Source organism: Mesorhizobium sp. M8A.F.Ca.ET.207.01.1.1, from assembly GCF_004794715.1.
Taxonomy (GTDB): Bacteria; Pseudomonadota; Alphaproteobacteria; order Rhizobiales; family Rhizobiaceae; genus Mesorhizobium.
In genome coordinates, this window is sequence record NZ_SRUS01000077.1 from 1 (window position 1) to 476 (window position 476).

1 pseudogene is annotated in these 476 nt (G+C 70.4%); it reads left to right on the top strand.

Annotated features, from left to right (window positions below):
• Nucleotides 1-476 (top strand): annotated as a pseudogene (locus EN850_RS33525) (bifunctional glutamine synthetase adenylyltransferase/deadenyltransferase); the annotation flags it as partial.

Here is a 476-nt window from a genome sequence, read left to right on the forward strand (position 1 = left end):
CGGGGCGCTGGTATGCGCGGCTCGCGCAGAAGGTGATGGCGCTGCTCGGTGCGGTCACTGCCGCCGGCCGCCTGTACGACATCGATGTGCGCCTGCGCCCTGACGGCGGCAAGGGGTCGCTGGTATCTTCGCTGGCCAGCTACACCGAGTACCAGCGCGAGCGTGCGTGGACCTGGGAACACCAGGCGCTGGTGAGTGCGCGGGGCGCGGCCGGCCATGCCAGCCTGCTGGCCCACTTCGAACAGGTGCGTGCACAGACGCTGGGGCGCGAGCGCGACATGACCACGCTGTATGCCGACGTGCTGAAGATGCGCGGCCGCATGCGCACCGAACTGGACCGCAGCGACGCCGCGCGGCTGGACCTGAAGCAGGGTGCCGGTGGCGTGGTGGACTTGGAATTCCTGCTGCAGACCGGGGTACTCGCGCGCAGCGCGCAGGTACCGGCCCTGCTGCACCCCTGCGACACACCTGCGTTG